Below are 23431 nucleotides of genomic sequence, written 5' to 3' on the forward strand. Positions count from 1 at the left end.
CCCGCATCCGCAGCCAACGCCAGCAACGCTGGGGACGCCCACACCCCAAAGCCGCATGAACAAACCAGGCAAACGTATGTGGTCAGCGCACTAGATCCCGGCGCGTGGTGGCGCCGGTATGTCCAAAGGGTCTGACTTTGAGCCCTCGTGCGATAAGGGGCGGAGGTGACCAGCGGGATCTTGGGGGACATGGCGGGACAGTGAGGCCAGAGTGGCCGGGGAAGCCTTTTGGTGTCACTTTTGGTGACTAGGCGGCTTCGGATAGGCAGAATCCGGGTGAAGGCTCCAAGACCGCTGAAGGCGCCGCAGGGGGCCTCGTGTCGCGCCGCGCCGCGTCCTGCCGTGCCGGTCGGGGCTTGGGGCAGGGAGTCCGGGACGAGCCGAGGAGGAACTCGTGCATCTGACCCCGCACGAACAGGAACGCCTGATGATCCATGTGGCCGCCGACGTGGCGGCCAGGCGTCGGGCGCGGGGGCTTCGGCTGAACTATCCCGAGGTGGTGGCCCTGTTGACCTCGCACGTCCTGGAGGGCGCCAGGGACGGCAGGACGGTTCGTGAGCTGATGTCCTCGGGGCGCGGCGTGCTCACGCGCCGGGACGTGATGCAGGGCGTCCCGGAGATGATCGAGATGATCCAGGTGGAGGCGACCTTCCCCGACGGCACCAAGCTGGTGACCATCACCGACCCCATCCCCAAGAGGGAGGACGTCGCCGGGCCCGGACAGGTCGAGCATCCGGGCGCCGACGAGCCGGTGCTCGTGAACGAGGGCCTGCCGGTGACGCGGGTCGAGGTCCGCAACACCGGGGACCGCGCCGTGCAGGTCGGCTCGCACTACCACTTCTACGAGGTGAACCCGGCGCTCGAGATCCGGCCGGTGCCGGTCGCGGCGGACGCGGAGCCCGACCGGGAGTGCGCGTACGGCAGGCGCCTGATCATCCCGGCCGGGAAGTCGCGGCGCTTCGAGACGGCCTGCCGGGTCGAGGTCGACCTGGTTCCGCTGCAGGGGGAGCGGGTCGTCCAGGGGCTGCGCGGGGAAGTGAGGGGGGCGCTCGATGACTGAACCCGAGGTGTGCCGTCCGCGGCTGGAGCGCGCCGAGTACGCCGACCTGTACGGGCCGACGACCGGCGACCGGATCCGGCTCGCCGACACCGACCTGCGGATCGAGATCACCGAGGACTGGGCGGGCGGCCCGGGCCACAGCGGCGACGAGGCGGTGTTCGGCGGCGGCAAGGTGATCCGCGAGTCGATGGGCCAGTCCTGCGTGTCGCGCGCCGACGGAGCCCCGGACACGGTGATCACCGGCGCGGTGGTCCTGGACCACTGGGGTGTGGTCAAGGCCGACGTCGCGCTCCGGAACGGACACATCGTCGCCCTGGGCAGGGCCTACAACCCCGACACCATGAACCGGCGCCACGACGACCATCCCGTGGCCACCGACATCGTGATCGGCCCGGAGACCGAGATCATCGCCGGGAACGGGAAGATCCTCACCGCCGGCGGCGTCGACACCCACGTCCACTTCATCTGCCCCGACCAGATCGACGAGGCGCTCGCGTCCGGCGTCACCACCCTCATCGGCGGCGGGACGGGCCCGGCCGAGGGCAGCAAGGCCACCACCGTCACGTCCGGCTCCTGGCACATTGCCACGCTGCTGGAGGCGCTGGACGGCTCCCCGGTCAACATCGGGCTGCTCGGCCAGGGCGCGACGATGTCCAAGGCGTCCATGCGCGACCAGCTCGCCGCGGGCGTCATCGGGTTCAAGGTGCACGAGGACTGGGGCGCGACCCCCGCCGTCATCGACGCCTGCCTGGAGGTCTGCGAGGAGTCCGGCGCGCAGCTGGCCATCCACGCCGACACCCTCAACGAGGCCGGGTTCCTGGAGAGCACGCTCGAGGCCATCGGCGACCGCTGCATCCACGCCTTCCACGTGGAGGGGGCGGGCGGCGGCCACGCCCCGGACATGATCGAGATGGCGTCCCGGCCCAACGTGCTGCCCGCCTCGACCAACCCCACCCGGCCGCTGACGGTCAACACCGTCACCGAGCACATGGACATGGTGATGGTCTGCCATCACCTCAATCCGAAGGTCAAGGAGGACCTGGCGTTCGCCGACTCGCGGATCCGGCCGTCCACGATGGCGGCCGAGGACGTCCTGCACGACCTGGGCGCCATCTCCATCATGTCGTCCGACGCCCAGGCGATGGGACGCATCGGCGAGATGATCCTGCGGACCTGGCAGACCGCGCACGTGATGAAGCGGCAGCGCGGCGCCCTGGACGGCGACGGAGGCGCCGACAACCTGCGGGCCCGGCGCTACGTCGCCAAGTACACCGTGAACCCGGCCATCGCCCAGGGCGTCGCCCACAAGGTCGGGTCGGTGGAGACCGGCAAGCTCGCCGACCTGGTCCTGTGGGAGCCGGCGTTCTTCGGCGTCAAGCCCTATCTGGTGATCAAGGGAGGGCAGATCGCCTGCGCGCAGGTCGGCGACCCCAACGCGGCCATCCCGACCCCGCAGCCGATCCTTCCCCGCCGCATGTTCGGCGCGCTCGGGCAGGCCCCGGGCGCGAACTCGGTCAACTTCGTCTCCGAGTGGTTCGCGGGGGAGCTGACCGGGCTCGCCAAGCCGTTCGAGACGATCACGAGCACGCGCGGGCTGCGCAAGGCCGACATGCGCGAGAACGACGCGACCCCGAGCATCGAGGTCGACCCCGACAGCTTCACCGTGGTCATCGAGGGCAGCGGCGGAGTCGGCGAGCAGGACGACCCGAAGGGCGACGTCGGCGTGGACATCGACCAGAACACCGTCATACCGGACTACCGCGACGAACTGCCCATGGCCCAGCGCTACTTCCTGTTCTGATCACCCATGCCTGGAGCGGCGATGATGTCTGGAGCGGCGATGAGCTCGGTGTCACTGCTGATTCTCGGAGACGGCCGCTTCCCGTCCGGCGGGCACGCGCACTCCGGAGGGGCCGAGGCCGCCATCGCGGCAGGACGCGTCCGCGACGCCACCACCCTGCAGGCCTTCTGCCAGGGGCGGCTGCACACGACCGGCCTGGTCGCCGCCGCCCTGGCCGCCGGAGCGGCGACCGGCTACGACCCGCTGCCGCTGGACGAGGCGGCCGACGCCCGCACGCCCTCACCGGCGCTGCGGAAGGTCGCGCGCAAGCTCGGCCGTCAGCTGATGCGCGCCGTTCGCACCACCTGGCCCGCCCCCGAACTGGACGACCTGGCGGCGGCACGTCCGGCGGGCGCGCACCAGCCCGTCGTGCTCGGCGTCGCCGCACGCGCGGCCGCACTGACCCCGCACGACGCCGCGCAGGCCGCCGCCTACGACAGCGTCTGCGGACCGGTGACCGCCGCGATCCGCCTGCTCGGCCTCGACCCCTTCCAGGCCACCGCCGTCATCGCACGCCTGAGCGACGACATGGAGCACGTCGCCGCCCAGGCCGCCGGTCACGCCGCGCGGCTCCCCTCCGAAGGCGTGGACGCGCTGCCCGCCGCGTCCGCGCCGCTGCTGGAGATCACCGCCGAACAGCACGCGGCCTGGCCGGTGCGCCTGTTCGCCAGCTGACCCGCCCCGACCACCCGCCGGATCCCGACCGCCACCGCTCCGGATCCCGACCGTCACCGCTCCGGATCCCGACCGTCACATCGATTCGACTGCCCTACCGAGAGGCGCCATGCATCTGCACCACACCGACCCCGTTCTGGACGACATCGTCCCCGCCGCCGGGGCCCGCTCCGGCGGCCGTCCCCGCGCGCTGCGCATCGGCCTGGGCGGACCGGTCGGTTCCGGCAAGACCGCCACCGTCGCCGCGCTGTGCCGGGCGCTGCGCGACACCGTGTCCATCGCGGTGGTCACCAACGACATCTACACCCGCGAGGACGCCGAAGCCCTGCTGCGCCAGGCGGTGCTGGCACCCGATCGGATCACGGCCGTGGAGACCGGCGCCTGTCCCCACACCGCCATCCGCGACGACATCTCCGCGAACCTCGAAGCGGTCGAAGACCTCCAGGAGCGGATCGACCCCCTCGACCTCGTCCTGATCGAATCCGGCGGGGACAACCTCACCGCCACCTTCTCCAAGGGCCTGATCGACCACCAGATCTTCGTCATCGACACCGCCGGAGGCGACGACATCCCCCGCAAGGGCGGCCCCGGCGTCACCGCCGCCGACCTGCTGGTCATCAACAAGACCGACCTGGCCCCGCACGTCGGCGCCGACCTGGACGCCATGCGCCGCGACGCCGGGGCCGCACGCGACCCGCTGCCCACCATCCTCACCAGCGTCAAGAACGACCACGGCGTCGACCCCATCGCCGACTGGGTCCGCCGGCGTCTCGCCGAGCACACCGCCGTCCGCTCATGACGGCGGCTCCGGCACGCCACCGCGCGCTGCTCGCCGCCGCGGGCGGGCACACCCGCTTCGGCCTGTCGGCCACCGCCCGCATCAGAGCCGAGGCCGCGGACGGAACGACCGACCTTCCGCTCTTCCACGGCGACGGCCCGTTCGTCCTGCGCCGCCTGCCCTCGCGCGGCCCCCAGGCGCGTGTCTGCCTGCTGAACACCATGAGCGCCCCGCACAACGGCGACCGCCTGCACATCGAGGCCGACATCGGCCCCGGCGCCGACCTGCACGTCACGTCCGCCGCCGCCACCGTCGCCCTGCCCGGCCCCACCCTCGAACCCGCCGTCCAGGATGTGACGCTGCGCGTGGACGACTCGGCACGCCTGGCCTGGCTGCCCGAACCCCTCATCTCCGCCGCGGGCAGCGACCTCCGCCAGCACATCCGCATCGACCTGGCGTCCACCGCCCGGATCGTGCTGAGCGAGCAGCAGATCCTCGGCCGCGCGCAGGAACCGCCGGGACGACTGGCCAGCCGCATCACCGTCCGCCGCGACGGGCGGACGCTCCTGGACCAGCACACCACCTACGGCCCCGGCACCCCCGGCTGGGACGGACCCGCCGTCCTGGACGGTCACCGCGCCGTCGGCCAACTCCTGGTCGTCGACCCCGCCTATGGCGAGCGTCCGGCCGAGGCCCGGCTCCTCACCGACGTCCCCTCACACGCCCACGCCGTCATCACGCCGCTCGCCGGTCCCGGCGTTCTTCTCACCGCACTGGCCCCAGACGCCGGTGACCTTCAGCAATGCCTCGACATCGCACTGGACCAGCTCGCCTGACACCACCCGCAGCGCAGCGACCGCGTTCGCCGGTCGACGCCCACCACGCGCGCCGACCGGGTTCCGCAGTGGACGCGGCGAAGCTCAGCCGTCCGCCAAGGCGGCAACGAGCTTCGCCGTGAGCGGCACGGCGATCCCATGCCGCTCGGCGGCTCGCAGCAGGGCTCCGCCGATCGCGTCGAGTTCGAGTGGACGGCCCGCTTCCGCGTCGCGCTGCATGGACGACTTGCTACCGGGCGGGAACGCGTCATAGCGCGCCAGGATCTGGGCGGCGTCCAACGGCGCACCGCAGGCCCGGCTCACCGCCGTGGTCTCCTCGACCAGCGCCACCAGCTCGTCGCACCGCTCGGTCCGGACGCCGCCGATGGGCAGCCGGTACCGGGTGGTGAGCAGGGCGAACGGGGCGAGGAAGGCCAGTTTGGCCCACAGGACGGCGTCCTCGTCCGGCAGGACGCGCGTGTCCGCGCCCGCGGCGGTGAGCGCCGCGGCGAGCGAGGGAAGCCGCTCGTCCGGTCCTGCCAGATCGATCTCGGTGAACGGGCTGCCGTGCTCGATGACGCCAGGAGCGGTGCGGGTGGATTCGACGCGGATCACGGCCGGCACCACTCGCTGAACTCCGTAGCGTTCCCGGAGAACCTCCCGATGCTCGATGCCGTTCAGCAAGGGCAGCACGAGACCGCCGTCGAGGTACCCGGCAGGGACGCGCTCGAGCGCCGAGTCGAGCGCGGTGTGCTTGACCGTCACCAGGCACAGGTCGACGGGCTCGCGAAGCGCGGTGTCGGCCTCGACCTTGGCGGCGAAGTGCCCGAACTGCCCGCTGTGCACCTGGACACCGCCACGGCGCAGTGTCTCGACCGTCTCCTCACCCGCGATGCAGATCACGCGGTGTCCGGCGCGGGAGAGCAGCGCGGCGAGCAGGCCGCCGACCCCTCCCGGGCCGAGCACGGCCACCTTCAGGGAAGACGGGATCGCGACGGAGTCGCTGGTTGCCGGGGTGGTGTCGTGCACGTGCGTCCTCTCAGGTCGTGGGTCGGCACCCGGCCCGTCCGCCCTCGCCCCGCGCGCGGATCCGGCAGGAGGAGACAGGACGGGTTGCCGCCCTTCGCAGTGATACTTTCGAGGCCTCAAACCCAAGTCAATCCTCGGGTTTGCTTGCATATCTCCAAGGTGCACCTTGGGCATGGCGAGGTATCGTGACCTCCGTGTCCATGACCTTCGACGACCTGCGCGTCTTCGTGGCGGTCTGCCAGGCGGGAAGCCTGAGCGCCGTCGCCAGGGACCTCTCCTGCACCCAGTCCGCGGTGAGCCAGCACGTGAAGCGGCTGGAGAAGGAGACGGGGGTGCGGCTTCTGGAGCGCAGGCCGCGCGGAGTCGTGCCCACCCCGGAAGGCATGGTGCTCCAGGCGGCGGCCGCGGAAGGGCTCGCCGGCCTGGACTCGGCCCTGCGCCGGCTCGGCGAGCTCGCGCGCGGGGAGGCCGGATCGGTTCGCGTGACCACAGGGTCGACGACCGTGCGGCACTTCATGTCCGAGGCGGTCGTCGCGTTCCGCGAGCGTCACCCCGAGGCGAGCCTGGAGTTCCGGACGGAGACCTCCAGCCGAAGCTGCTTCGACGCGCTGGCGGAAGGCTCGGTCGATCTGGCCTGGGTCACCATCGGCGGTCCGGTGCGGGGCATCGAGCAGCGTCCGGTCGTCGAACTGTCGTGGGTGCTGGCCGTCCGGGCCGATGATCCGCTCGCTCGGCGGACGTCGATCACGGTCGCCGACCTCGCCGGGATCCGGCACATCCGGCTCCCGGAGAACTCGTCCTCCCGGGCCCACCTGGACACCGCCTTCGCCCGCCTCGGCGTCCGCCTCGCCTCCGACACCGGCGTCGCCGACTGGGACACCGCCATCCTGCTGGCCGAACTCGGCGTCGGACACGCCGTCGTCCCGGCACTGCCCGGCCAGGACTCCGCCGCGGGAAGCCCGCTGAGGTTCCTGCCCGTCCCGGACCTGCCGCCCCTGCCGGTCGGCTGGGCCGTCCGCCGCTGGGACGCCCTCACCCCACTCGCCCGCACCTTCGCCGATATGGTCGGCCACCAGAGGTAGTCACACGGTCTCTCTCGACCTCGGCGACATCCACTTCAGCTGATACCCGGCGGGATCCTTCGTGCGCTACGTCCAGGTCGCCCTGGCGAGGACGGCGTTCAGGTTCGGCGTCTTCCAGAAGTCCACGATGAGGATCTTGGAGTCCGGCAGGTACCAGATCCGCTCGGTGTAGGACGTGGCCGTCCGCTGCTTGAAGCCGTGCTCGTCGGTCGACGTCCGCGTCCAGCACGGGACCGTCCACTCGAAGTACTGCGCCCTGTGCGGGCCGACGGGCGCGAACCGGCTCACCGTCCGGCTCGCGCCGTGCTCGGCGTCCGCCACGCGCAGCGTCCTGTCCGCCGGGCAGTCCATGCCCTTGTCCTCGTTGAACAGGCCGCCGAACGTGTCGTTCGGCGAGAAGCGCCCGGCCAGGTACTGGTCGTTGTGGTCGGAGAAGCTCGGGCCCATCACCAGGTAGCCCTTGCACTGCGACAGGTCGTAGGTGCTGAACCGGCCCGGCGTCGTCCCGACACACCCCGCGGCCACGGCGACGAGGTCACTGTCCTGGAACGTCTCCGTGGCCGAACCCATCATGATCGGATGCAGGACCCACTGCACCGGCCCGCGAAATGAGATCCGTCCGACCGTCAGCGCCTTCGTCGGCGGCTCGGACGCCAGCACGTGCTCCTTCGGCGACGGCTTGACGGCCTGGTACACGCCATAGCCCGCGCCCGCCGTCGCGACGAGCGCGGCCGCCGTGATCGCGACCCCGGCCTTCCCACCGAGCAGCCCGGACACCCCCGAAGCCGACGCCGACGCCCCTCCTGCGCCCGCCGACCCCGCCCCGGCGCCTGCAGCGCCCGCGCCCGCCGATCCGGCTCCAGCCGCCCCGGCCGCGCCCGCACCGGCGCTCGCGCTGAGAGCGGCCAGGGGGAACAGCGAGGCCAGCGCCATGGCGATGCCCGCGAGGAGGTGGGCGCCACGGGATTCCCAGTCAGGCCCATATGCGGCCTGCGCGACGGCCTCCAGCTCCTGGACGAACGCCGCGGCTCCCGGCGGGCGCGACTCCGCCGCCTTGGCCATCCCGCGTGCGATCAGCGGATGCAGCGTCTCGGGTACTTCACCGATCGGGATGGGGCCGGTGAGGTGTCCGTTGCGCGGGTCGTCGGCGTACGGTCGGCGTCCGGTGACGGTCTCGACGAACACACACGTGGCGGCGTAGACGTCGGCGGCCGGTCCGGCGGGTTCGCCGAGCCACTGCTCCGGTGCCATGTACGCGGGCGTCCCCGCACCGGACGCGGCACCGGTCATGGTCGCGACGCCGAAGTCGATGAGTTTGCTTCGGCCGTCGGCCGGGACGATCACGTTGGACGGCTTGTAGTCGCGGTGCACCACCCCCGCCGCATGCGCAGCGGCCAAGCCGAGCAGCGATCCTTTGAGGACGGTCAGCGCCGCCTCCGGCGCGAGGGATCCGTAGCGGGCGAGGATCTCCCGGAACGGGACGCCGTCGACGGCCTCCATCACCAGCGCGAGCCCCGCCTCGCCCTCGACCAGCTGATACAGCCGTGCGACGTGCGGGTCGCGGACTCGGCCAAGAAGGACCGCCTCCTCCCGGAACCGCGTCCGGGCGCTGGACCCGGCGTTCCCCAGCAGGTATTTGACCGCCACCAGGTCACCGGACGCCGCGTGCCTGGCCAACACCACCCGGCCCTGCCCACCACGCCCCAGCTCCCGGATCTCCTCGAACCCGTCGACACGCCACTCCACGACCCTTGGACGCCCCCGACCCGCCCTCGGTTGCGCCGTCCGCCGCCTCGGCTCAGGCCGGGGTGGAGTCCTTGGGTGTCGTCGGTGCTTCTGGGCCGGCGATGGGCTCAAGGCGCAGCCGGGCGAGTCGGGCGTAGTCGGCGCCCGAGATGGCCGCCGACCGGTCGAGGCGGGCGGCGGTCGCCCGGGACGACCGCAAGCACGTGGCGTGTGGTCTTCCTGTCGGTTTTGACCCTGAGGATGATGCACTTCGCCGTCTCGGAGGTCGGGTGTCCGCGCAGGGCGCTGACCGAGTCCGTGGTGCCGTCCGGCTCGTGGTCGATGAGCCGGACGGCGTCTCGGAGGACTCGAACAGGGCGATCAGACGGCGGTAGGTGTCATGCTCGGGCACGCTTCGTCCTCTTTCTGGGTTCTTGTCGCGGTGGTTCGGTGAGTGCGTTCGATGGCCTGCCCCCAGGAGGTTCCGGCGATCATGAGCATGGCACCGAGGGCGGTCCAGAGGGTGAGCCTTTCGCCGCCGACACAGATCCCGACGGCCACGGCCCAGATCGGTTCGGTGCCCAGGAGCAGGCTCGCCCTGCTGGCGGAGGTGCCCTGCACGGCCCAGGTCTGGGCGAGGAACGCGAACACGCTGCAGAACAGGGCGAGATAGATCAGCTGCGTCCAGGTGGTGGCACTGCTGCGGGCCAGGTCGGGCAGATGGGGGACGGCGAGCGGCAGGAACAGCGCCGAGCCCACGACGGTCTGGACGGTCGTCAGATGCAGCGGGTCCAGGGGACGGCCCGCGGTGAGCCGTCCGACGAGGGCGACGTGCCCGGCCCGGACGACCGCGGCGGCGAGCATCAGCGCGTCCCCGAGCCGTGGCGCGTGCAGTCCGGTGCTGGACGTCAGCAGCCCGACGGCCACGACGCAGAGCCCGGCGGCGAGGAAGAACGTCCATGGCAGGCGGCGGCCGCCGGTGCGGTCCAGCAGCGGTGTCAGCACGAGGGTCAGGCTGATGATCAGCCCGGCGTTCGCGGCGCTGGTGTGCGCCACCCCGTAGGTCTCCACCACGAGCACCGACGCCTGGGTGACTCCCAGCAGCGACCCGGCGCGGACCTCGGCGCGGGTCCAGCGGCGTCCCCGGCGGCGGGAGGCGACCACGGCTCCACACGCGAGCGCGGAGATCGCGTACCGGGCGAACAGGACCGTCAGGACCGGGAGTGCGGCGGTGGCCGTCTTGGCCGCGAGGTAGCTGGATCCCCAGACCAGCGCGACCAGGAGAAGCACCGCATCGGTGCGCCGGGCGACATGCATGCGCCCACGCTGCCCCACCTCGCATGCTGAAGGCTACGACCAACTTCTAAAACGAAGATGTAGCGGCACTACATTGTCGGGATGGACGAGCGGCAGCTGCGCATCCTGCGCGAACTGGGAGACCTGGGTAGTGTCAGCGCCGTCGCCGAGGCCCTGCACGTGACTCCTTCCGCGATCTCGCAGCAGCTGCGGCTGCTGCAGCGCTCGATCCCCGTCCCGCTCACCGAACGCGCCGGACGCCGGGTCGTCCTGACCGACGCCGGGCAGGCCCTGGCGGCGGCGGCCATCAGGGTCGAGACCGCCCTGGCCCAGGCCCGGCACACGATCACCGACTTCGCCGAGCAACCCGACGGCGACGTGTCGGTGGCCGCGTTCCACAGCGCGGCGTCCGCGTTCTTCCCGCTTCTGCTGCGGAGCCTCGCCGGACCCGGTCGCCCCCGCCCGGCGCTCGCCGACGAGGACGTCGCCCAGGACCGCTTCCCCGCCCTCACCCGCCACTACGACCTCGTGCTCGCCCACCGCCTCGACCACGGCCCGCCCTGGCCGCGCACCGTCACCTCCACGACGCTGCTGCGCGAGCCCCTCGACGTCGCCCTGCCGGCCGGCCATCCGCTGGCGTCCAAGCCGCTGCTCACACCGCAGGACGTGGCGGACCAGCCGTGGATCGCGGTGCACGACGGCTTCCCGCTGATGTCCACCATCGAGGCCATCTCCAGCGTCGCCAACCGCCGACTCGACATCGTCCACCGCATCAACGAGTTCGCGGTGGTCGCCGTGGCCGTCGCCGCCGGCGGGGGCCTCGCGCTGATGCCCCGCTGGACCGCCGGGCCGCACCCCGACGTCGTCCTCAGACCGCTGAGCGGAGTCCACGCACGACGCGACATCGACGTCCTCCACCGCCCCGAGCGCATCGCCCGAAAGGCCGTCCGGACCGTCCTCACCGAGTTGCACCGCGCCGCCGAGCAGATCCAGAGCCGAAACCACTGAGCCATCCACCGCAGGTATCGGCGTGCCCATGCCGAAGAACAGGCCGCCAGCGATCGGCGACCTTCGTCCGGTCGGATCGGCGGCGTCCCGGCGATGAGCGTGGGACTAGGACTGCCGGGATTGCGAGAGGTGGAGGTTGACGTACCGGACGAGGATCAGCGGGTCTTGGGGGTCGCCTGCCTGGAAGCTCACACGCCGGAGCAGGCTGACGTCCTCGAGCGCGACGCCCTCTCGGGCGAGGACGAAGATGAGCGCGAGGAACGCGGCACGGGCGTTTCCGTCGTCGAAAGGATGAAAGAAACAGATGTCGAGATAGGACCGTGCCGCGCGGACGGCCAGGGGGAGCGGACGCCCGCCGTCGGGCGCGCTCTCCGCCAGGCAGACATCGAGGCGGGCGCGCGTGTCAGGACCGATGCCGTAGCGTTCGCGGCCCCCTTTCGCGAAGGCGGGCGAGCTGCGGAACGGGGGCGGCCGGAGTGTGCCGAGGACGTGCTGCTGCCAGCTCTGCAACCGCTCGAAGGTGAGGGAAGCGCCTCGCGTCGCGTCCGCGCGGGCCAACTCCAGGGCGGCGAGCAGACCTTCGGCCCGGCTGGGGTCTATGGCGCGGTCGAAGGCGCGGATGTCTTCCATCGCGCCGTCACGGGACGGGGTCACCGGGGCATCCCCGCCATCGTCCGAGACATCCGGCCACGGCACGGACCCACGTGTCGCGAGCCAGCCCTCCAGGTCGTCCGGAACAGGCTTGGAGGCAGGTGGGGCGCCGTCCGGTGGCAGCGACAGGGCGAGCCGTTCGGCGACAACGTCGACCAGCGCCGTCTCTGGGTCGGTCCAGCTGTGGAACCGTCCACCGATCGCTTCGGCCACGAGCGCCTCCGCGGCATCGGCCGGCACGTCCCAGCGCTGGAGGAACCAGGTGAGCACCTTCTTGCAGTGCCCGTGCCAGCCGCTTTCGGCGCCGGTGCGGTCAACGACCTGCCAGATCAGGTTCCGGGCGGCCCGCTCCCACAGGATCCGCTGGTCGGCGACAGCGGCCGGATCGAGCGGGTACGACTCGAACCAGCCGGCGAGACTCTCCAGCCACGCCCGCCACTCGCACAGCGCCTCGACGACAAGGGCGAGCGTCTCCTCCGGGGTGGTGATCGAGTGCCGCGGACAGCACCAACTCCCGACCGGGCCACCATCGAAGTCCTCTCGTGCCAGCATGGAGAGCGAGGAGCCAGATCAACGATCACCATGTGACCATGCCATCCTCACCCTGTCCCCGGGCAAGCGGATTTCCCTGAGCAGCAGGACAAAACGTCATAGGCCAACCGCGGTGTGGGTCGACTGGGGCGGGAGCGCGGGAGTGGAGGTGGGTAGGACTGGTGATCGGGGCCGGTGAGGAAGGACAGCCGGTCACCTTCGACTCTGAAGACGTTCGATCGTGACGGCAAGAGAGGACATGCTCATGACCACATCTCCCGGCAGCCCGTCCGAGGCGCTGCGCGCGGCCCAGGTCTCCGAGCCGGGTGGGACTCCGGTGCTGGTCGAAGCCGTGGCGCGGGAACCGGGGCCCGGTGCGGTGCGGATCGCGGTGGAGGCCTGCGGCGTGTGCCATTCCGACCTGATCATCGCCAGTGGCGTCCTGCCGGGCAGCGCCTTTCCCCTCACGCCGGGCCACGAGGTCGCCGGCCGGATCGACGCGCTCGGGACGGGCGTTGCGGGGTGGCGGGTGGGGGACCGGGTCGCGGTCGGCTGGTACGGCGGCAGTTGCGGGCGCTGCGACGCGTGCCGTGAGGGCGACGGCGTGCTCTGTCCGGAGCTCAAGATCCCCGGCGTCGCCTACCCGGGAGGATTCGCCGACTCCATCGTCGTGCCCGCCATGGCCCTGGCGGCCGTCCCGGACGAGCTCACCGCCGCCGAGGCCGCGCCGCTGGCCTGCGCGGGCGTCACCGTCTTCAACGCCCTGCGACGCTCAGCGGCCCGGCCGGGCGACACCGTCGCGATCCTCGGGCTCGGCGGACTGGGGCATCTGGGCGTGCAGTTCGCCCAGAAGATGGGCTTCAACACCGTCGCTATCGCTCGCGGCGTGGAGAAGGAGGCGCTCGCGATGAAGCTCGGCGCCGCCCACTACATCAACAGTTCCGACGAGAACGTCGCCGAGGCGCTGCAAAGGCTCGGCGGTGCGAAGGTGGTCCTGTCGACGGTCACCAACGCGGACGCCATGTCCGCGACGATCGACGGACTCGGACGCCGCGGCGAGCTCGTCATCGTCGGCATCGCGGCCGAACCGCTCCAGGTGACCGGGCTCCAGCTGATCAACGGCGACCGGAAGGTCTACGCCCACTCCTCCGGAACCGCGGTCGACACCCAGGACACGCTGCGTTTCGCGGCCCAGACCGGCGTGCGGGCCTGGATCGAGGAAGTCCCGCTGGAGCAGACCGCCGAGGCGGTGGACAAGATGGCCTCGGGCCGGGCGCGGTTCCGCATGGTCCTCACCACCGGCCGCTGAACCAGGCGGGTGAGTTCGCGCCGGACGGTTTCCTGCGTGCGGCAGTGCGAGTTCAGGATCGCGGTCGGCGAGGGCGCGCGCACTCGGTGAGGGCCCCGGCCTCCAGAGGAGGTCGGGGCCCCACCGGGGCGTCGGATGCGGCCCGGTCCGGTCGTCCGGCGTCAGGCCGCGGGGGACGACTTGCGGACGAACTCGGCCACTGAGGTCGGCTTGACCTGCGGGTACCGGTCGTTGTCGAGCACGTCGAACCTGCCCTTCCCGGTCACCATGGACCACTGGTACTGGAGCCCGACGTACTCGAACGGGTTCTCGGTCTGCGCGGCCTGGCGCTCGATCTCGGCGCGCAGCTCGTCCGCGGTGCCGAGGTGCAGCAGCTCCAGGGTGCGCCCCGAGCCGCCCTGGACGGCCTCGTGGAACTGCCGCATCGACAGCACCTCACCGGCGAAACGGAACGTGCCGACGGCCGTCGGGTCGAGCGCGACGGCGGCGGTGAAGGCCGCGGTGTCGGGCACCGAGGTCATGTCGAGCGGCTGGTCGGGGTCGCCCCAGTGCGCCAGGGTGCCCCGGTCCCAGTCGACCAGCCCCATGAAGCCGACCATCACCTCGTAGAACGCGCCGTTGAGCACGGAGACCACCTCGATACCGGCCCCGGCGAGCTCTCCGGCGGCACGGCGACGCCAGTCGAGCATGAAGTTGTCGCCGTCGTCGAGCTTGGCCACGTCGATGGCGAAGTCGGACGGGATGAACCGTCCGGCGCCGGCCTTCGCGGCGGCGCGGGCCAGGTTGACCTGGCCGTCCACGATCACGTCGGGGCCACCCTGAACGGCCGAGACCACGGTGGCGGCGTCGCCGATGGTCTCGGCGAGCGTCTCGATCGGGTCGGTGATGTCGCCCTCGACCACTTCCAGACCACGCGACCGCAGCGCCGTCAGCGCGGCCTTCTTGTCCGCGTCGGTGTCCGGCCGGACCATGACCCGGACGGACGCGCCCTGGTCGAGAAGGGCGCTGACGATCTGGCTTCCGAGCAGTCCGGTACCGGCGACGAAGACCTTGGAGGGAGTGGACACGTCATCTCCTAGTTTCAAAACACATCGATAGGTTCACCCAGGCCGGAAACGGCTTCTGGGAGTCTTGGGGGAGTCCGTCGGGACTCAGGGAATGAGCAGGGTCTTGCCGAGCGTTCCGCGCGCCTCGACGGCGGCGTGCGCGTCGGCCGCCCGTTCCAGGGGGAAGCGCTGACCGACCACCGGCGTGAGCTCGCCCGCCGCGGCCAGGTCGAGCACCTGGGTGACCAGTTCGCGGGCCAGGGCGGGCCGGTTCCAGATCTGGCCGGCGCTGAACCCGCTGAGGGTCAGGTTCCGGCCGAACAACTCCATGGGCTTGACGTCCAGAGGCGTGCCGCTGGTGAAGCCGAAGACGACCTGCCGGCCGGAGCCCGGCGTGAGCAGCTCGAACGCCTGCCGCCCGAGCGTTCCGCCGATGTGGTCGAACACGATCTCCACGGAGCCGCCGGCCGCCTCGCGCACCTGGTCGGTCCAGTCGGGGAGCGAGTAGTCGACGACATGGTCGACGCCCAGCCCGGCGACGAGGTCGAGCTTGCGTTCGCCGCGCGCCGCTCCGATGACCGTCGCGCCGGCCCGCTTCAGCAACTGCACCAGGATCGTGCCGACGGCGCCCGCGGCGGCCAGGACCAGGACACGATCGCCAGGGCCCGCCGGGGCCGCGCGGACCAAGCCCTGTGCCGTGGCCCCGTACCGGTAGAGCGCGACGGCGTCGTGAGGGTCGAGCCCCTCCGGAACCGGGATGAGCGAATCGGCGGGGACGGCGGCCATCTCGGCGTACCCGCCCGTCCCCGCGGTGGTGGCGAGGACACGGGTGCCGACGAGGGCGGGATCACCGCCGGGGCCGACCTCCGCGACCTCTCCGACGACCTCCTTGCCGAGGACGACCGGCAGGCCCGCCCCGCCCAGGACGCCGCGCATCACGCCCGAACGCACCTGGGTCTCCAGGAACTGGACGCCGGCCGCCGCCACCTTCACGGTGACCTCTCCCGTCCCCGGCCGGGGGGCGGGCACCTCTTCCACGTTCAACCGGGCCGGTGACCCGAATTCGCGCAGCACAACAGCACGCATGGTGCTCACTCCGTTCGATGAACACGCACGTCGAAGAGCACGCACGTCAAAAACGTATGCCTGTGAACACGTAGGTCTGCGCACGCGTACGCCCGTGATCAGGCACGCCTGCGAACGGCTACGCCTGTGGGCGGGTGCGCCTGCGAACGCGTACGTCGATGAGACAGGTACGCCTAGGAACAGGTACGCCTAGGAACAGGTATGGCGATGAATCACGCGCGGCCGCGTTGGCCGCGGTGGGGCTACGAGCCCTTCTTGATGGCCTCGGCGAAGGCGGCCAGGCCGTCCGCCAGGTGCTCGATCTCGGACGGCTCCCAGCCGTCGAGGAGGCCCGCGACGGTGGCCGTCCTGGCCTTCCAGAGCTCGCGGATGGCGAGCTTGCCCTCCCGGGTGACGCTCACCAGCTGCGCCCGGGCGTCGGCGGGGTCGGACCGTCGCTCGATGAACCCGCGTGACTCCAGGCGCTTGGCGGGAGGCGACAGGGTGGACTTGTCGACCTCCATCAGCTCGGCCAGGACCGACAGCCGCACCGGAGCGTGCAGGGAGATCTGCGCGAGCAGCGTGTAGTCACCGAGGGACAGCTCCAGTCCGGAGTCCGCCATGATCCGGCGTCGCGTGGCCGGGGCGAACATCCAGTTGCCCACCGTGGCCAGCGCCGCCGCCACCCGGTCGGTGGCCTCCCGCTGCCGGCCGTTCGCGTTCCCCTGCGCGCCTTCCATCCCGGCCCCCTGACGATTGGTTGGTTTGACAAAACCAACTATAACTCGCGAAGTCGATCTATGCAAGCGCATCCATCTGTCCCCGCCCGCCCCATCGTCGAGCCGGCGCCGTCAGGCCGGATCGAGCCCGGTGTGCGGCTCGCCTGGAGCGTCGGCGGGAGTGTCGGCGGCGGCGTTGGCGTAGCGGCGGGCGAGGTGGGCGAAGGCGTCCTTGAGTTCGGGCGGGCCGACGACGGTGATGTCGGCGTCGAACCTGCCGATGGCGGCGGCCAGGCCGGGCCACGACCAGGAGCCGAGGACGAGGCGGCAGCGGTCGGGACCGAGTTCCTCGACGACGCCGTGGCGGCTGTAGCGGGACACGACCGCGGCGGGCAGGTCGAGGATCACCTCGCCGCGGCAGGGCCAGTCGCCCGAGCCGTCGGAGCCGGAGAACCGTCCGGTGACGAAGGCTGCCACGTCCCCGCCGGGCAGTTCACGCGGGGTGAAGCGGGGGCCCGGGGGAGTGCGCGGGGTGATGCGGTCCGCGCGGAAGGTCCGCCAGTCGGCGCGGTCGAGGTCCCAGGCGACGAGGTACCAGCGCGCTCCCCAGGTGACGAGGTGGTGGGGTTCCGCGCGGCGCGGCGGGGGCGGCATCCGGTCGTCGGCGGCATCCGGCGGGGACGCGGTGACGTAGTCGAAGCGCAGCACTTCGCGGGCGCGGACGGACGCGCTGAGCGTCATGAGCACCTCGCCGTCGACCCGCGGGTCCGGACGGTCCGCCGGACGCGCGACGGCGGTGAACTCGACGGCGTCGACGCGGTGGCGCAGCCGGGCGGGCATGACCTGCCGGACGGTGTTCAGCGCCCGGGCGGCGGCGTCCCCGATGGCGGCCCCGCCGGCGGCGGCGTTCTGGAGCGCCAAGGCCAGGGCGACGGCCTGCTCGTCGTCGAACAGCAGAGGCGGGAGCCGCGTCCCGGCGTCGAGCCGGTACCCGCCGTCCGGGCCCTTGACGGCCGCGATGGGATACCCCAGCTCGCGCAGCCGGTCGACGTCGCGCCGGACGGTGCGGGAGCTGACCTCCAGCCGCTCGGCCAGCAACGCCCCCGGCCAGTCCCGCCGTGCCTGCAGCAGCGAGAGCAGTGACAGCAGGCGCGCTGAGGTCTTCGGCATGTTCCCCATCCTGGCCGAAGTAGAGGACACAACCTGGCCACTTCCGTTGCGACCTTGGCTCACGACAGCAAGCAGCTCGGAATCGAAGGAGCCGACTATGTCCGTCACGACCACGACCCACCTGAATTTCCGCGGCGACGCACGCGAGGCGCTGGAGTTCTACCGGTCCGTGTTCGGCGGTGACCTCGCCGTCGTCACCTACAAGGACGCCGGGGACGTCCAGGAGGAGTCCGAGGCCGACCAGGTGATGTGGGGCCAGGTCCTCGCCGGGAACGGCTTCCACGTCATGGCCTACGACGTCCCGTCGCGGCTGCCCTACGAGCAGGGGACGAACGCGTTCTTCGTCTCGGTGCGCGGCGAGACCGTCGAGGAGGTCACCGGCTACTGGGAGAAGCTCGCGGACGGCGCGACGATCGTGATCCCCATGGGCCCCGCGGGCTGGGCGTCCGCCTACGGGATGGCCCGGGACCGCTTCGGCGTCACCTGGGTCCTCGACGTCGTGAGCGACTCGAACGCCTGGTAGCCCGTCAGGGGAGTACGGGAGCGCGCCTCCTGTACTTCCCTGGCCGGCGTTCCGGCGTCGCCGATCCAGCCGCCGGTCGAGGTGCCCGCTCCTGCGGCCGATGAGTTTCGTCCGGTCGCGCCGTCTGCATAGGGAGAACGTCCTCTTCCGCCTGCGGGGAGGCCGAGATGAGGGCAAGGAGCGTCCCACCATGGACCAGGAGATCGTGAGCGCCACCCTGACCGTCGCCGTCCCGGCGGCCAGGGTGTTCGCGGTGCTGGCGGACCCGACGACCCACGTGTCGATCGACGGCACCGGCTGGGTGGAGAAGTGCCTTGACCCGGAGCCGCTGACCGCGGCGGGGCAGGTCTTCCGGATGGCCATGTACCACCCGAACCATCCGGACGGCCGCTACCGGATCGCCAACAAGGTCCTCGTGCTCGACCCGCCGCGCGCCATCGGCTGGATGCCGGGCACGGAGCAGGAGGACGGCCGGCTGGAGTTCGGCGGCTGGACGTGGCGCTACGACCTGGCGCCGCTCGGTCCGTCCAAGACCGAGGTCACGCTCACCTACGACTGGTCGGCGGTGCCGCAGTCCGTCCGCGAGCGCCTCCCGTTCCCGCCGTTCGGCCCCGAGCACCTCCCCAACTCGCTGCGCCACCTGGCCGACCTCGCCGCGCAGAAGTCCCACCCCTGAGACGCACTGGTGTGGCCCCTTGCTCATAGCGGACGGTACGCGCTCGTCGACACGATGAGGTTGCTGTGTCCAGCCGTGACCGAAGGGATGCAAGCGTTGGCAGATGAAGAGGTATCCAGCCCGGTTCGGGAAGGCAGCCCGGACTCGGCCGTGGATCGGGTGGCCGACTTCTACGGGGCCTACATCGACGCGGTCTCCGATGGCACCGACGACCTGGGCGAAGAGTTGCGTGCCCACTATCTGACCGAGGATCTTCGGCAGAAGCTGGCCGCGTGGGAAGAGGCCAACCACGCCGACGGCGTCCTGCGGGCCCAGGACGTCCCGACCCATTGGGCGGTGCGCTATCACGACTCGGGCGCCGGGCACCTGTTCACCACGGTCACCCTCACCTGGGGGACCGGACCCGACGCGGGCCACACCCGCCTGGCCGTGCAGAGCGACCTCAGCACCAAGCTGATCTCCGACATCGAGGACGGGTAGCGGGCCGGGTGGGGTTTGACCCCACCCGGCCGGGCGTTCGGGCCCCGGTCACGGAAACGCCGTGACCGGGGCCCGGATCAGTTACAGCAGGGTCTGCCGACCGCCGCTAGTTCCGGTACCGGAACACGATCCTGCCGCGCGTCAGGTCGTAGGGCGTGAGCTCCACCAGCACCCGGTCTTCCGGCAGGATCTTGATGTAGTTCTTGCGGATCTTCCCGCTGATGTGCGCGAGCACCCGGTGGCCGTTGTCGAGCTCCACGGTGAACATGGCGCTGCGCAGGCACTCGACCACCCTGCCCTCGAGTTCGACGCCGTTCTTGTTCCTACTCATCGGACCAGCTCCAGGTTGCTGCTCATCGGCCGTGCGCCGACGCCCTCGAACAGCGCCGTGGCCGCTGGGTTGGACTCGTGGACTTCGGCCGAGGCCTCGGCGTAACCGGAGCGGTGCAGCGTCCCCAGCGCGTGGGCCAGCAGCGCCCGCGCGATGCCCCGGCGCTGCTCACCGGCCCGGACCGCGACCAGCCCGATGCGCGGCCGCCGGGTCACCGGCACCACCCGGATCAGACCCAGGTAGCCGTCCGGCGTCGCGGCCACCGCGTACTTCGACGGGTCGACGATGGTGTCGCCCTCGTAGCGCGGAAGCACCTCCGCGGGCATCGAGTGCCACCCGACGGTCGCCTCGACCTCGTCACGGATCGTGCGGTCCACCGCCCGCAGCCGGCCCTCGTCCGCCTGACCGGCGGGCACGATCGTCACGCCCGAGGGCGGCAGGACGTCGTCGAGCCCTGTGACCCGCGGGTCGGTCGGCACGACGTACTCCAACTCGCGGCGCCGGACCGTGAAACCGGCCCGCCGCCAGTTGGCCGTCAGCTCGGCGTCGGCTTCGTCGACCACCGTGTGCAGCGGCGCCGGCAGCTCCGCCAGCATCGCCTCGGCGAGGAGGGCGAAGGCGGTGTCGCGCCAGGCGTCGATGCCGACGAACAGGCGTCCGTCGGGCCGGTGCACCGCGTACCCGCGGCCGACCACCAGGTCATCGTCCAGCGCGTGCCATTGCCTGTCCGCGACGCGCGTGATCACCAACGCGTTCTCGCTCAGGCCGGAGGGGAAAGACTCTTCGTTCATTGGCGTCTCCTTCCAGGAGTGCCTCGATCTCAGGCGCTCCTGGCGACACCGAACGTCAGCCGACGGACCGTGACCGGCGGAGGGAGCACCCATGGGTGACAGCGTTCACGGGTCTCACCTCCTTGCGACGATTTCACGATCCGCAATGAAAGTAGCAGCGCGCACCATCTCGCTCAAATCATTTTCCGCGTCCTCGCCGGATCGGCCGGGTCAGCCGCGTCGGTCGGCCCGGCGAACGGCAGGGGGCAGTCCTGTTCGGCGGCGCAGGAGACCAGGTCGTCGCACCCCGCCGCGAGCGCTTGGCGCAGCGTGCCCGCGATGACCCGCAGATCGGCGATCTCGGCTTCGAGCTCGGCGAGCTTGCCCCGCGCACGTTCCTGCAGTCCGGTGCGGGGACGGGGGTGCCGGTGCGTCCCGGATTCCAGTAGCTCGGCGACCTCCTCCAGGGTGAAGCCCAGCCGCTGTGCGGTCTTGATCACCCGCAGCAGCGTCACCGCCTCGGTCGGATACAGCCGGTGCCCGCCGGGGGAGCGGTCCGGCTCGGCCAGCAGGCCGCGCCGCTCGTAGTACCGCAGCGTCTGCTGGTTCAACCCTGCCGCGGCCGCGACCTGCCCGCTGCGCAACCGGCCACCGACGGGAGCCTTCACGGCCGCGTCCCTGAGGCATCGGCTGCCGCGATTCTCCGGACGATCCGGGCGGTCAACGCGTCCAGCACGTCCAGATGGGGTTCGTCGACGCTGATCTCCATGGTCAGCGCACCGCCGGTGGCGGTCAGGGCGAAGGTGAAGAAGGAGCAGCATGCGGTCTCCCGGGCTGCGAGCTCGGCCGCTCGCCCAGCCACGACAGCGTCGGCTTTCAGGGCCAGCCGCACCCGGCCGGGTCCGACGGTCTTCACCTCGTCCACCGCCTCGGCGAACAACGTGTCGAACTCCGCGACGCGCAGCGGACGCTCGGCCGTCGGCAGCGTGCACGACTGCGGCACCCATCCCCGCTCACCCGATCCCACCGGTACCTGCTGAATCTCCATGTCCTCGACGGTAAGCCTGTACCTCGGTACCGGATGCAAACCCCGCGACAGTCGGATGAGGCCGGGCGAGCGGCTCATGCGGGCGGGAGGCCCGGCCGAGTGGTCGGGCCTCCCGCCGTGTCGCGCTGCCCGCACGGCGGCGTGGCCTATTGGGCCGGGCGCCGCGCTCGCCTGGGGCGGTCGCTTCCTACTGGGTGATCTGCCACTTCTGGTTGTCGGCGCCGGTGCACTTCCAGTAGCCCAGTGCGTTGCCCTGGCCGTTGGTGGTCAGGCAGCCGCCGTCGTATGCGGTGATCGTGTAAGTGCCGTCCGACTGTGCGTTGAGCCGCCACTTCTGGTTGGCGCTCCCGCCGAACGACCACAGCTGCGTGTAGTAGCTGGTGCCGTCCACGGTGGAGGAGGTGTTGGTGTTGGCATCCAGGGCGCTGCCGGTGGCGATGGCCGACTGGACCTCGTAGCTGCCGTCGCCCTGGCCGACCAGGTTCCAGCGCTGGGCGTCGTTGCCGTTGTCGACCTCGGCCTTCACCTTGGTGCCGTTGGAGGTCAGCGCGCCGTCCACGTCGGCGTTGTACCCGGTGGCGGAGTGCAATTTCACACGCTGCGTCGGGAGGGTCCCGGTCGTGGGGACGACCTCCCAGGCGGCCGGGCCGTCGGTGGTGCGGAAGGCGCGGCCGTCGTTGCACAGGCCGTTGTCGGTACGCGGGGTGTCGGTGTTGGTGCCGGCGGTGTCCGCCTTGGTCCAGCTACCGCCCGGGGGCAGCAGGGACAGGTCCCGGCTCGTCCAGCGCTGCGGTGCGAAGTCGCCGCAGTACCAGCCCTGCCCGGTGGAGGCGTTGTAGTTGGTGTAGACCTCCCACATGTTCCAGCCGAAGCCCTCCGGGTAGTTCGTCAGCCCGGACGTGCCGGAGCTGGTGAACAGGGAGTCCCACGCCTGGGTCTTGTAGTTGTAGAGGTAGGCCGTCCAGGTGTTGGACGAGGCGTCGGTCTGCTGCTGCCAGACGCGGTAGGCCGAGTCGCCGTTGGTGTAGGCGCCGAGGAAGTTCTGGTCGATCGGGACGCCCGCCTGGAAGCCGTACTGGCCCTTCGGGTCGCACCAGTTCCAGGCGGCGACCTGGGCGCTGCCCGCGTTGTACCAGGTGGTGACCTCGATGCAGCCCTGCCTGGCGTTCGGCAGGAAGGTCGGGGCGTAGACGGTGTCGGGGTCGGACGGGTTCCGCAGCCGTCCGTTCGGGTTCACCGACTGCGTGGTGACGCCGCCCGTGACGCCGGTGCCCTTCATGGTGACGCCCCAGGTGAGGTGCTGCGCGCCGTCCCAGCCGGATACGGCCGGAGCCGGTGTCCGGGGCGAGCCCTTCATGAAGTCGACGCCCTTCCGGTGGTTCAGGAAGCGCTGGGTGACCTGCTTCGGGACCGTCCTGTCGAGGGCGGCCCCGCGCAGTGCCCGAACCTGGTGGCCGGAGACGTGCCCGCCGCCCGGCGGCGTGGGCGAACCAGGGGCGGACGCCGAGGCGGTGGCGGCGGTGCTCGCGGTGGCGGCCAGCGTGGCTCCGGCGACGAGCGCCATGACGGCGCGCGAGACGGGGGGATGGAATCTCACGAGTGATGTCTCCCGGTGCTGGCGGACGGCGGTTCCGTCCGCTCCGGGCATCACAGCTACGGGGTGTCGATCAGCACCGGATGTTCACCCGATCAACGCGCAGGTCACCACACATGCCGCGATCCGCACGGCGTGTGGCCCCGAAGCGCACTCGCGAGTCGACGGGCGGCCGTCCGCCGCCCCCCGGTGTGGGTGGCCTGCGGTGCC

25 protein-coding genes are annotated in these 23431 nt (G+C 71.4%); 11 read left to right on the plus strand and 14 right to left on the minus strand.

What is annotated here, in order from left to right; translation table 11 throughout:
- Positions 1-394 precede the first annotated feature (394 nt).
- The 5 genes from AB0L06_RS29430 to AB0L06_RS29450 all read left to right on the plus strand — a co-directional run bounded on the left by AB0L06_RS29430 (position 395) and on the right by AB0L06_RS29450 (position 5189).
- Complete coding sequence (locus tag AB0L06_RS29430) at positions 395-1060, plus strand: urease subunit gamma (protein WP_500234365.1); 666 nt, start codon at positions 395-397, stop codon at positions 1058-1060.
- Entirely contained in the window at positions 1053-2861 is a 1809-nt protein-coding gene (locus AB0L06_RS29435) for an urease subunit alpha (RefSeq protein WP_500234366.1), read from the plus strand. Before AB0L06_RS29430 ends, AB0L06_RS29435 begins: the two co-directional genes overlap by 8 nt.
- A 39-nt stretch (positions 2862-2900) precedes the next feature.
- Positions 2901-3575: an urease accessory protein UreF gene (locus AB0L06_RS29440; RefSeq protein ID WP_500234367.1), complete on the plus strand. Its 675-nt coding sequence runs from the start codon at positions 2901-2903 to the stop codon at positions 3573-3575.
- Positions 3576-3684: 109 nt separating this feature from the next.
- Positions 3685-4374: an urease accessory protein UreG gene (ureG, locus tag AB0L06_RS29445; RefSeq protein WP_500234368.1), complete on the plus strand. Its 690-nt coding sequence runs from the start codon at positions 3685-3687 to the stop codon at positions 4372-4374.
- Positions 4371-5189: an urease accessory protein UreD gene (locus tag AB0L06_RS29450; RefSeq protein WP_500234369.1), complete on the plus strand. Its 819-nt coding sequence runs from the start codon at positions 4371-4373 to the stop codon at positions 5187-5189. The genes ureG and AB0L06_RS29450 overlap by 4 nt, the downstream gene beginning before the upstream one ends.
- An 84-nt stretch (positions 5190-5273) precedes the next feature.
- Here the strand turns inward: AB0L06_RS29450 and AB0L06_RS29455 are convergent, their stop codons facing one another.
- Entirely contained in the window at positions 5274-6197 is a 924-nt protein-coding gene (locus AB0L06_RS29455; protein WP_500234370.1) for a ketopantoate reductase family protein, read from the minus strand.
- Between the two features lie 200 nt (positions 6198-6397).
- On the opposite strand from AB0L06_RS29455, the gene AB0L06_RS29460 reads away from it, so the two are divergent.
- On the plus strand, positions 6398-7279 hold the full coding sequence (locus AB0L06_RS29460; protein WP_500234584.1) for a LysR family transcriptional regulator: 882 nt from the start codon (positions 6398-6400) through the stop codon (positions 7277-7279).
- Between the two features lie 66 nt (positions 7280-7345).
- Here AB0L06_RS29460 and AB0L06_RS29465 read toward each other — a convergent pair whose 3' ends face one another.
- The 3 genes from AB0L06_RS29465 to AB0L06_RS29475 form a co-directional block, all read right to left on the minus strand.
- Positions 7346-9025 (minus strand): serine/threonine-protein kinase, encoded by a 1680-nt coding sequence (locus AB0L06_RS29465; RefSeq protein WP_500234371.1) that lies wholly within the window; start codon positions 9023-9025, stop codon positions 7346-7348.
- Between the two features lie 52 nt (positions 9026-9077).
- Positions 9078-9224: a hypothetical protein gene (locus AB0L06_RS29470; protein WP_500234372.1), complete on the minus strand. Its 147-nt coding sequence runs from the start codon at positions 9222-9224 to the stop codon at positions 9078-9080.
- Between the two features lie 161 nt (positions 9225-9385).
- Positions 9386-10321 carry a DMT family transporter gene (locus AB0L06_RS29475; RefSeq protein ID WP_500234373.1) on the minus strand — a complete coding sequence of 312 codons (936 nt, stop codon included), beginning with the start codon at positions 10319-10321 and terminating at the stop codon, positions 9386-9388.
- 81 nt (positions 10322-10402) lie between these two features.
- On the opposite strand from AB0L06_RS29475, the gene AB0L06_RS29480 reads away from it, so the two are divergent.
- Positions 10403-11308 (plus strand): LysR family transcriptional regulator, encoded by a 906-nt coding sequence (locus AB0L06_RS29480; RefSeq protein ID WP_500234374.1) that lies wholly within the window; start codon positions 10403-10405, stop codon positions 11306-11308.
- A gap of 105 nt (positions 11309-11413) precedes the next feature.
- On the opposite strand, the gene AB0L06_RS29485 is transcribed toward AB0L06_RS29480, so the two are convergent.
- A complete protein-coding gene (locus tag AB0L06_RS29485; protein ID WP_500234375.1) occupies positions 11414-12511 on the minus strand; it encodes a Fic family protein in 1098 nt (365 codons plus the stop codon).
- 244 nt (positions 12512-12755) lie between these two features.
- Between AB0L06_RS29485 and AB0L06_RS29490 the strand changes: the two genes are divergently transcribed.
- Positions 12756-13799 (plus strand): alcohol dehydrogenase catalytic domain-containing protein, encoded by a 1044-nt coding sequence (locus AB0L06_RS29490; protein ID WP_500234376.1) that lies wholly within the window; start codon positions 12756-12758, stop codon positions 13797-13799.
- 161 nt (positions 13800-13960) lie between these two features.
- Here AB0L06_RS29490 and AB0L06_RS29495 read toward each other — a convergent pair whose 3' ends face one another.
- The 4 genes from AB0L06_RS29495 to AB0L06_RS29510 form a co-directional block, all read right to left on the minus strand.
- Positions 13961-14866, minus strand: a complete 906-nt coding sequence (locus tag AB0L06_RS29495) for an NmrA family NAD(P)-binding protein (protein ID WP_500234377.1) — start codon at positions 14864-14866, stop codon at positions 13961-13963.
- An 84-nt stretch (positions 14867-14950) separates the two neighbouring features.
- Positions 14951-15931 carry a zinc-binding dehydrogenase gene (locus AB0L06_RS29500; RefSeq protein ID WP_500234378.1) on the minus strand — a complete coding sequence of 327 codons (981 nt, stop codon included), beginning with the start codon at positions 15929-15931 and terminating at the stop codon, positions 14951-14953.
- Positions 15932-16173: 242 nt separating this feature from the next.
- On the minus strand, positions 16174-16650 hold the full coding sequence (locus AB0L06_RS29505) for a MarR family winged helix-turn-helix transcriptional regulator (RefSeq protein WP_500234379.1): 477 nt from the start codon (positions 16648-16650) through the stop codon (positions 16174-16176).
- 111 nt (positions 16651-16761) lie between these two features.
- Entirely contained in the window at positions 16762-17799 is a 1038-nt protein-coding gene (locus AB0L06_RS29510; RefSeq protein WP_500234380.1) for a helix-turn-helix transcriptional regulator, read from the minus strand.
- Positions 17800-17896: 97 nt separating this feature from the next.
- Here AB0L06_RS29510 and AB0L06_RS29515 point away from each other — a divergent pair, with 97 nt between their 5' ends.
- The 3 genes from AB0L06_RS29515 to AB0L06_RS29525 all read left to right on the plus strand — a co-directional run bounded on the left by AB0L06_RS29515 (position 17897) and on the right by AB0L06_RS29525 (position 19478).
- Entirely contained in the window at positions 17897-18322 is a 426-nt protein-coding gene (locus tag AB0L06_RS29515; protein WP_500234381.1) for a VOC family protein, read from the plus strand.
- A gap of 190 nt (positions 18323-18512) precedes the next feature.
- Entirely contained in the window at positions 18513-18998 is a 486-nt protein-coding gene (locus AB0L06_RS29520) for an SRPBCC family protein (RefSeq protein WP_500234382.1), read from the plus strand.
- A gap of 150 nt (positions 18999-19148) precedes the next feature.
- Complete coding sequence (locus tag AB0L06_RS29525; RefSeq protein WP_500234383.1) at positions 19149-19478, plus strand: hypothetical protein; 330 nt, start codon at positions 19149-19151, stop codon at positions 19476-19478.
- A gap of 106 nt (positions 19479-19584) precedes the next feature.
- Here the strand turns inward: AB0L06_RS29525 and infA are convergent, their stop codons facing one another.
- The 5 genes from infA to AB0L06_RS29550 all read right to left on the minus strand — a co-directional run bounded on the left by infA (position 19585) and on the right by AB0L06_RS29550 (position 23224).
- Entirely contained in the window at positions 19585-19809 is a 225-nt protein-coding gene (gene infA / locus AB0L06_RS29530; protein ID WP_500234384.1) for a translation initiation factor IF-1, read from the minus strand.
- Positions 19806-20600 carry a GNAT family N-acetyltransferase gene (locus AB0L06_RS29535; RefSeq protein ID WP_500234385.1) on the minus strand — a complete coding sequence of 265 codons (795 nt, stop codon included), beginning with the start codon at positions 20598-20600 and terminating at the stop codon, positions 19806-19808. Before AB0L06_RS29535 ends, infA begins: the two co-directional genes overlap by 4 nt.
- 173 nt (positions 20601-20773) lie before the next feature.
- Entirely contained in the window at positions 20774-21247 is a 474-nt protein-coding gene (locus tag AB0L06_RS29540; protein WP_500234386.1) for a MerR family transcriptional regulator, read from the minus strand.
- Complete coding sequence (locus AB0L06_RS29545; protein WP_500234387.1) at positions 21244-21627, minus strand: hypothetical protein; 384 nt, start codon at positions 21625-21627, stop codon at positions 21244-21246. Before AB0L06_RS29545 ends, AB0L06_RS29540 begins: the two co-directional genes overlap by 4 nt.
- Before the next feature lie 187 nt (positions 21628-21814).
- The gene (locus AB0L06_RS29550; protein WP_500234388.1) at positions 21815-23224 is read right to left on the minus strand and encodes an RICIN domain-containing protein; all 1410 of its coding nucleotides are present in this window, start codon (positions 23222-23224) and stop codon (positions 21815-21817) included.
- Positions 23225-23431 lie beyond the last annotated feature (207 nt).

Origin of the sequence: Spirillospora sp. NPDC052269 (genome assembly GCF_040679435.1) — a bacterium.
Lineage (GTDB): Bacteria > Actinomycetota > Actinomycetes > Streptosporangiales > Streptosporangiaceae > Spirillospora.